The organism is Roseburia inulinivorans DSM 16841, from assembly GCF_000174195.1.
In the GTDB taxonomy this organism is placed as follows: domain Bacteria; phylum Bacillota; class Clostridia; order Lachnospirales; family Lachnospiraceae; genus Roseburia; species Roseburia inulinivorans.
In genome coordinates, this window is record NZ_ACFY01000169.1 from 1 (window position 1) to 7,399 (window position 7,399).

Below are 7,399 nucleotides of genomic sequence, written 5' to 3' on the forward strand. Positions count from 1 at the left end.
AAAAATTGTCGAAGCAGAAGTATGCCCGGATCACATACATATGTTAGTAGAGATTCCACCAAGCATAAGTGTGTCAGGTTTCGTAGGGTATTTAAAAGGAAAAAGTACGCTAATGATATTTGAAAGACATGCGAATTTAAAATATAAGTATGGAAACAGGCATTTCTGGTGCAGAGGATATTACGTAGATACAGTAGGCAAAAATGCAAAGAAAATACAGGAATATATTCAAAATCAGTTAAAAGAAGATTTGGAATATGATCAAATGACTCTGAAAGAGTATATTGACCCGTTCACGGGTGAGCCAGTAAAAACAAACAGACAGAATAAGCCCAAGGGGCTTAGTAGGTAAATGACGTTGCGGCTGGCGAACCATTCGATGAGTCTTTAGACTCCAGAGCCGGTAATAAGCCCTTATAGGGCGTGAGCAAACCAACGGCTAAGCCGGTGGTTATGATTACCCACCAGCAAGGACGAGGGCACTGAAAAAGTAGATTATACCGTCTATATTTGGTACAATGTATCTATCAAATATAGGCGGTGTTTTTATGATCGAACAACAGCAGAAATTGATGCTAAGTCCATACATGGAAATATATGAATTAGTAATCCCGAAAGATAATCTTCTCCGGCAGATAAAAGAATTGGTTGATTTTAACTTTATTTATGATGAATTGCTTGCTAATTATTGTCTGGATAACGGACGAAATGCAGTTCCACCTATCCGAATGTTTAAATATCTTCTTTTAAAATCAATTTATGATTTATCAGATGTTGATGTGGTTGAACGTTCTAAATACGATATGTCTTTTAAATATTTTTTTTGGACATGGCTCCAGAAGATGAAGTTATAAATCCAAGTTCATTGACAAAATTTCGGAAGCTGCGTTTAAAGGATATGAATCTTTTGGATATGCTGATTGCCAAAACAGTTCAGTTAGCATTAGAAAAAGGAATTATTAAGTCAAAATCCATTATTGTGGATGCTACGCATACAAAATCAAGATACAATCAAAAGACTCCCCGTCAAGTACTCCAGGAACAATCAAAAAAACTGCGCCGTAGCATCTATGAGATTGATGAAACAATGAAAGAAAAATTTCCTGATAAAAACACAGAGGATTCTTTAGAAAAAGAACTAAAATACTGTAAACAGCTTATTGATGTTGTAAAAGGAAATGAAGAAATCTGCAGTTATCCAAAAGTGCAGGAAAAATTAAATCTACTAGAAGAATCTGTCACTGATGACATGGAACATTTAGAAACTTCAAAGGATGAAGATGCAAAAACTGGTCATAAGACAGCCGACACTTCATTTTTTGGATATAAAACACACATAGCAATGACAGAAGAACGGATCATCACAGCTGCCACAATCACCAGCGGCGAAAAAACAGATGGCAAAGAACTGCCAAAACTTGTACAAAAAAGTAAAGCTGCTGGGATACAGATTGAATCAGTCATTGGAGATATGGCTTATTCTGAAAAGAAAAATATCGAGGCAGCAAAAGAAGGTGATTATGAACTGATAGCAAAACTAAATCCAATTATTACACAAGGTAACCGAAGAAAGGAAGATGAGTTTGAATTTAATAAAGATGCCGGAATGTATCAGTGTAAAGCCGGACATTTAGCCATTCATAAATATTTCGATAAAAGGAAAAAAGATAAAAAAACAAAAACCCACGTATGGTCTATTTTTTCGATATTGAAAAATGTAAATGTTGTCCTTATCGTGGTGGCTGTTATAAAGAAGGAGCCAAAAAGAAAACATACACAGAAACAATCATTTGCGATTCCCACAGTGAACAGGTTAAATTTCAGGAAACTGAGCATTTCAAAGAAAAAATGCGGGAACGCTATAAAATAGAAGCTAAGAACAGCGAACTAAAACATCGGCATGGTTATGACGTAGCGTCATCATCAGGTCTTATTTGTATGGAAATGCAAGGAGCAATGACGATCTTTGCAGTAAATCTTAAGAGAATAATTAAATTAATGAATGAAAAATAAGAACTTTGGCCGAAAAAGACAAGCAATTTATATTTTGTCTAACAGAAAATCCACCAGAATCATAAAAACTCTGATGGATTTTTCTTTTTATTAAAGTCAAAATAAAAATGGTATGTTTTTCAGTGCCCTCTCTGAATAATGGCAGAGGGCGGCAGCATTTTGTGCTGTCGCCCTCTTGATTACCGAACAGCAAAGACGGGCGGGGCTGTCAACGGCGGCGCATTTGCGCCGTTCATCTTGACCGTTGACAGGCTCGGCTGGGTTTGCTACAAATTCTATCTCTTTATGATTTGTCGGAAAAACTTCTTACCCAAACAAAAACTACAATCGCGGTTGCAATGAGTAATTCCGCAAGAATTACAGAAGCATTCCATATTTCAAAATAGAAATGCCCAATGAAATAGACCGCAAAAAAAATCAAATAAATTCCAATCGAATACATAATATTTTTGGAAATTTGAGTGCGTTTCTGTTCCCTAACTAACATCTGTTTCTGTTGTTGTTCCAGAATTTCTGTTTTAACCGATAATTCATCTATCTCTGATGGTTTTAACAGATAATCCACGGTAACATCGAATACTTTGCTTAGTTCAACAATCTTTTCTACTTCGGGTATGACCTGCCCACTTTCCCATTTTGAAATAGATTGTCTTGAAACATTAAGCTGCTCAGCCAGTTGTTCCTGTGTTAATTCTCTACTTTTGCGTAGTGTTATAAGTTTTTCTGCGAACTCCATATGTGTTCCTCCTTTTGATTTTGTGTATAAATCTTATCAAAATACTCATTTGCACTCTAGCAAGTAAGCTATACAATTACATGACAAACGGTAGAGTTTAAGTGCTTTCTTGTATATCTTGATTGTCATTCTACTTTATATGCCTATTTTAGCATAGAAAAAACGTTTTCTCTATTACTCCATTATTTTACGGAATAGTGGGCTGTCTTTCTTTATTTTAGTTGTGTTACTTTATCACACATGAGCATTATCCGCGGAAATAAAGAAGAATATTGGATAACACATAGAAAGAATGCTTGTGAAATATGGAAAGATGGGAAAACAACAACAGGAATATTAAAATACGTATACGATCAACTAAATGACGATGACATTGATATGTTTGAAGCTATGCCAATAGAAATGACACTAAAATATGATGGATTGCCACGATTTACAATCTGCCATGGTTCTCCTTTCAAGGTCAATCAAAGCATGCGTCCAGACTATGAGTATATTGATAATTTGCTTGAGAATATGCCGAGCAATCTGATAATATGTGGTCACTTTCATATTCAGACTGATTATGTTAGAAACGATGTTCGAGTAATCAATCCCGGTGCTGTAGGAGTGGCGTTACATAGTAATAGTTTAGCTCAATTCATGACACTTACTGGAAAGGACGGACATTGGGAACCTCAGTTTTTTTCTGTAGGCTATGACGTAGATAAGGTTATTGATGAAATGGAGAAAGAACGATTGGATTTTAAAGCCCCTGGTTGGTTTAGAATGACAAAAAATCTGTTAACTACTGGCGAAAAATCAATAGTTAACTTTATTTCAGAGGTGCAACAAGTTTATTACAAGGAGACAGGGATATCAGATTATAGATTAATTCCAGAAGCATTTTGGGATAAAACCCTGACTCGACTTGGAATATAATGAATAACAGATTCCAGTTTTTGAAACTGAATAATAGGAAACTGTGAAATGGTAAGAGAAATGCTTCCTCTTGCAGAAATATATGTGTATGAAGATGACTATACAGGGGAAAAAGAATTTGTAATGGTGTGGAGGCGTTAATTTCCCGTTTATAAATATGTCCTCTGTTTTTTGATTACCTTGACAATACCAAAAGCAGATTTCACAAGTTATCTTCAGTGTAAATGAAATAAAAATGGTACAGACAAATACGATTTCCTTTGTGAGTTCTGCGAACAGGAACATCATATTTTGTCTGTACCATTTTTATTTTTAAGATTTAGTTATTCTTGTTGTTTTCTTTCTGCAGCTCAAGCATCTTCATTGCGCGGACTTTTAATGGAAGTCCGAATAATGTGATGAATCCGTCTGCATCGTGATGGTCGTAAAGATCACCTGTTGTGAAGCTTGCGAGGGATTCACTGTAGAGAGAGTATGGGGAAGTAGTTCCGGCTTTGATGATGTTTCCTTTGTAAAGCTTGAATTTTACCTCACCGGTCACATATTCCTGTGTGGACTCTACGAAAGCCTGTACTGCCTCACGGAGTGGTGTGAACCATTTTCCTTCGTATACGATCTGGGCGAGCTTGTTACCCATATCTTTTTTCACTTCCATGGTAGCGCGGTCGAGAACGAGTTCCTCTAACTGCTCATGAGCTTCCATAAGGATGGTTCCACCAGGAGTCTCATAAACACCGCGGGATTTCATGCCGACGACACGGTTCTCTACGATATCAATAATACCGATACCATGTTTTCCACCGAGTGTATTTAATTCACGGATGATATCAGAAACTTTCATTTTCTTTCCGTTGACGGAAACAGGAACACCCTTTTCAAATGTCATTGTGACATATTCACCCTCGTCCGGAGCTTTCTCAGGTGGAGTAGTCAAAACTAAAAGATGTTCGTAATTTGGCTCTAAGGATGGATCTTCCAACTCAAGACCTTCATGGCTGATGTGCCATAAGTTACGGTCACGGCTGTAGCTGGAATCTACAGAGAATGGAAGATGGATGCCATGTGCCGTACAGAAATCGATCTCATCCTGACGGGACTGTAATTTCCAGTTGCTGTCACGCCATGGGGCGATGATCTTTAAGTCCGGAGCAAGTGCTTTGATACTTAACTCGAAACGGATCTGGTCGTTACCTTTTCCGGTAGCACCGTGGCAGATCGCTGTAGCACCTTCTTTTCTTGCAATCTCAACTAATTTCTTGGCGATTCCCGGACGGGCCATGGAAGTACCTAATAAATATTTGTTTTCGTATACAGCGTTTGCCTGTACGCATGGAACAATGTAATCATCACAGAATTCATCTACGATGTCCTCAATGTATAATTTGGAAGCACCGCTTAATTTGGCTCTTTCGTCAAGTCCGTTTAATTCTTCTTCCTGTCCGCAGTCTACGCAGCAGCAGATAACTTCATAACCATAAGTTTCTTTTAACCATGGGATAATGGCTGTGGTATCAAGACCACCGGAGTACGCTAAAATAACTTTTTCTTTCATGAGAGTGAATCCTTTCTGTCGTATATTCTTTTTATCATGTAAACCGTTCTTTCATGCATGACAATGAGTCTGCCACGAAACGATTTCTTCTGAAACCTAATATATACTATGTGGACAGGAAATGCAAGTGAAAAAATATACATAATTTAATAATAAAAATGCATAAAAGTATGCAATAACAACAGAAGTTTATACAGTAACATTTGTATAAATTAAGGTAAGAAAATTGTAAAATCAAGAAAAATAAGAAAAAACACTAAAAATAGTGTTGCATAAAAATGATAATGAATGTATAATTATGCAATAGCAATTGAAAACCGGGAAACAAAAAATACTTTACTATCCTAAAGAGCTGTACTATGATAGAAACGAATTAGAGTGGTAAAGTGTAAAAAGAGAAAACCCTTCGGGGAGATTGGAGAATAGATTATGGTAAAAGTTGGGATTATTGGAGCGACCGGCTATGCAGGAAACGAACTTGTCCGGTTATTGATGGGACACAAAGATGTAGAGATCATGTGGTACGGTTCCAGAAACTACATAGATAAGAAATATGCAGAAGTTTATCAGAATATGTTTGAAATCGTAGAGGATACCTGTCTCGATGATAATATGGAAGAACTTGCTTCCAAGGTGGACGTGATCTTTACCGCAACGCCACAGGGATTTCTGGCAGGTGTCCTGACAGAGGAGATCTTATCCAGAGTAAAAATTATCGATCTGAGTGCGGATTTCCGTATAAAAGATGTCAGGACTTATGAGAAATGGTACAAGATCGAACACAGGAGCCCACAATTTATTGAGGAAGCTGTGTATGGACTCTGCGAACTCAACCGTGACAAGATAAAAGGTGCAAGACTGATCGCAAACCCGGGATGTTACACAACCTGTTCTATTTTAACGGCATATCCACTGGTAAAAGAGGGACTGATCGATCCGGACACCCTGATCATTGATGCAAAATCAGGAACATCCGGAGCCGGAAGAGGTGCAAAACTTCCTAATCTGTTTTGCGAGGTGAATGAGAATATGAAAGCTTACGGCGTGACGAATCACAGACACACACCGGAGATCGAAGAACAGCTTGGCTATGCGGCAGGAAAAGAGATCGTGGTCAATTTTACCCCACATCTCGTACCGATGAACCGCGGTATCCTTGCAACAGAATATGCAACGTTAAATAAGAAAGCAGACGGCACGCTTCCAACATACGAGGAAGTGAAAGCTGTTTACGATAAATATTATAAGAACGAAAAATTTGTCCGTGTACTGGAAAAAGATATCTGCCCGGAAACAAAATGGGTAGAGGGAAGCAATTACGTGGATGTGAACTTCAAAATTGATGAGAGAACCGGAAGAATCGTCATGATGGGAGCACTCGATAACCTTGTAAAAGGTGCAGCCGGTCAGGCAGTGCAGAACATGAACCTCTTATTCGGCTTCGATGAGGCGGAAGGATTAAATCTTGTTCCGATGTTCCCATAAGAGGCTGCGGAGCAGCCATCCGGCCAAGATGCACAGCATGCGAAGCCGATTTATAGAAAACTGCCACAGAGAGGCAGACAGCAAGGAAGATGAAAAATAACATGAATGATACAAATTTAACGATCCGTCCCATGACAATAGATGACTTTGAGCAGGTACACAGCCTCTGGATGGAGATCCACGGCTTTGGCCTCCGAAGCATTGACGATTCGAAAGAGGGTGTGGAGCGTTTTATCCGAAGAAATCCGACCACGAGCATGGTGGCAGTGTGTGATGGAAAAATTGTCGGTGCAATCCTCTGCGGGCATGACGGAAGAAGGGCAGGACTTTATCATGTCTGTGTACAGGAAAATTACAGAAAACACGGAATCGGGCAGAAACTCGTGGAGAGGTGTCTCGAGGCATTGAAAGCAGAAAAAATTTCCAAAGTCAATCTGATCGCCTTCAAGCAGAACGAGATCGGCAACTGCTTCTGGCAGAGCCTCGGCTGGAAATACTGCGACAACGTGAATTATTATGAGTATGTATTGAATGAAGAGAATATTACCGTGTTTAATCCGTAGAAAGAATTAATATAGACAATTGCGAAACTCCTGAAAACCTAAATTGAATTGTGAAAAATTAATAAAAACTTGAGAAAACACTGGGTGAGCAGAAATCGAACAAGTTCGATTGGCACTTAGAAGGCAGGT

6 protein-coding genes and 1 pseudogene are annotated in these 7,399 nt (G+C 38.5%); 5 read left to right on the plus strand and 2 right to left on the minus strand.

Features of this window, described 5'->3' with window-relative positions:
* Positions 1-352 (plus strand): IS200/IS605 family transposase (gene tnpA, locus ROSEINA2194_RS18400; protein WP_007890409.1); only part of this gene is annotated, 352 nt, incomplete at its 5' end.
* Between the two features lie 196 nt (positions 353-548).
* Positions 549-2,013 (plus strand): annotated as a pseudogene (locus ROSEINA2194_RS18405) (IS1182-like element ISAco1 family transposase).
* A 283-nt stretch (positions 2,014-2,296) separates the two neighbouring features.
* On the opposite strand, the gene ROSEINA2194_RS18415 reads toward ROSEINA2194_RS18405, so the two are convergent.
* Positions 2,297-2,749, minus strand: a complete 453-nt coding sequence (locus ROSEINA2194_RS18415) for a helix-turn-helix domain-containing protein (protein WP_007890413.1) — start codon at positions 2,747-2,749, stop codon at positions 2,297-2,299.
* Between the two features lie 240 nt (positions 2,750-2,989).
* Here ROSEINA2194_RS18415 and ROSEINA2194_RS18420 point away from each other — a divergent pair, with 240 nt between their 5' ends.
* On the plus strand, positions 2,990-3,670 hold the full coding sequence (locus tag ROSEINA2194_RS18420; RefSeq protein ID WP_007890414.1) for a metallophosphoesterase family protein: 681 nt from the start codon (positions 2,990-2,992) through the stop codon (positions 3,668-3,670).
* Positions 3,671-3,989: 319 nt separating this feature from the next.
* Here ROSEINA2194_RS18420 and ROSEINA2194_RS18425 read toward each other — a convergent pair whose 3' ends face one another.
* The gene (locus tag ROSEINA2194_RS18425; RefSeq protein ID WP_007890415.1) at positions 3,990-5,222 is read right to left on the minus strand and encodes an argininosuccinate synthase; all 1,233 of its coding nucleotides are present in this window, start codon (positions 5,220-5,222) and stop codon (positions 3,990-3,992) included.
* A gap of 429 nt (positions 5,223-5,651) precedes the next feature.
* On the opposite strand from ROSEINA2194_RS18425, the gene argC reads away from it, so the two are divergent.
* Positions 5,652-6,707 carry an N-acetyl-gamma-glutamyl-phosphate reductase gene (gene argC, locus ROSEINA2194_RS18430; RefSeq protein WP_007890416.1) on the plus strand — a complete coding sequence of 352 codons (1,056 nt, stop codon included), beginning with the start codon at positions 5,652-5,654 and terminating at the stop codon, positions 6,705-6,707.
* A 101-nt stretch (positions 6,708-6,808) separates the two neighbouring features.
* Entirely contained in the window at positions 6,809-7,270 is a 462-nt protein-coding gene (locus ROSEINA2194_RS18435) for a GNAT family N-acetyltransferase (protein ID WP_044928886.1), read from the plus strand.
* Positions 7,271-7,399 lie beyond the last annotated feature (129 nt).

Coding starts and splice junctions, on each gene's coding strand:
- ROSEINA2194_RS18415 (WP_007890413.1), bottom strand. CDS start 2,749: ATGGAGTTCGCAGAAAAACTTATAACACTACGCAAAAGTAGAGAATTA.
- ROSEINA2194_RS18420 (WP_007890414.1), top strand. CDS start 2,990: ATGAGCATTATCCGCGGAAATAAAGAAGAATATTGGATAACACATAGA.
- ROSEINA2194_RS18425 (WP_007890415.1), bottom strand. CDS start 5,222: ATGAAAGAAAAAGTTATTTTAGCGTACTCCGGTGGTCTTGATACCACA.
- ROSEINA2194_RS18435 (WP_044928886.1), top strand. CDS start 6,809: ATGAATGATACAAATTTAACGATCCGTCCCATGACAATAGATGACTTT.
- argC (WP_007890416.1), top strand. CDS start 5,652: ATGGTAAAAGTTGGGATTATTGGAGCGACCGGCTATGCAGGAAACGAA.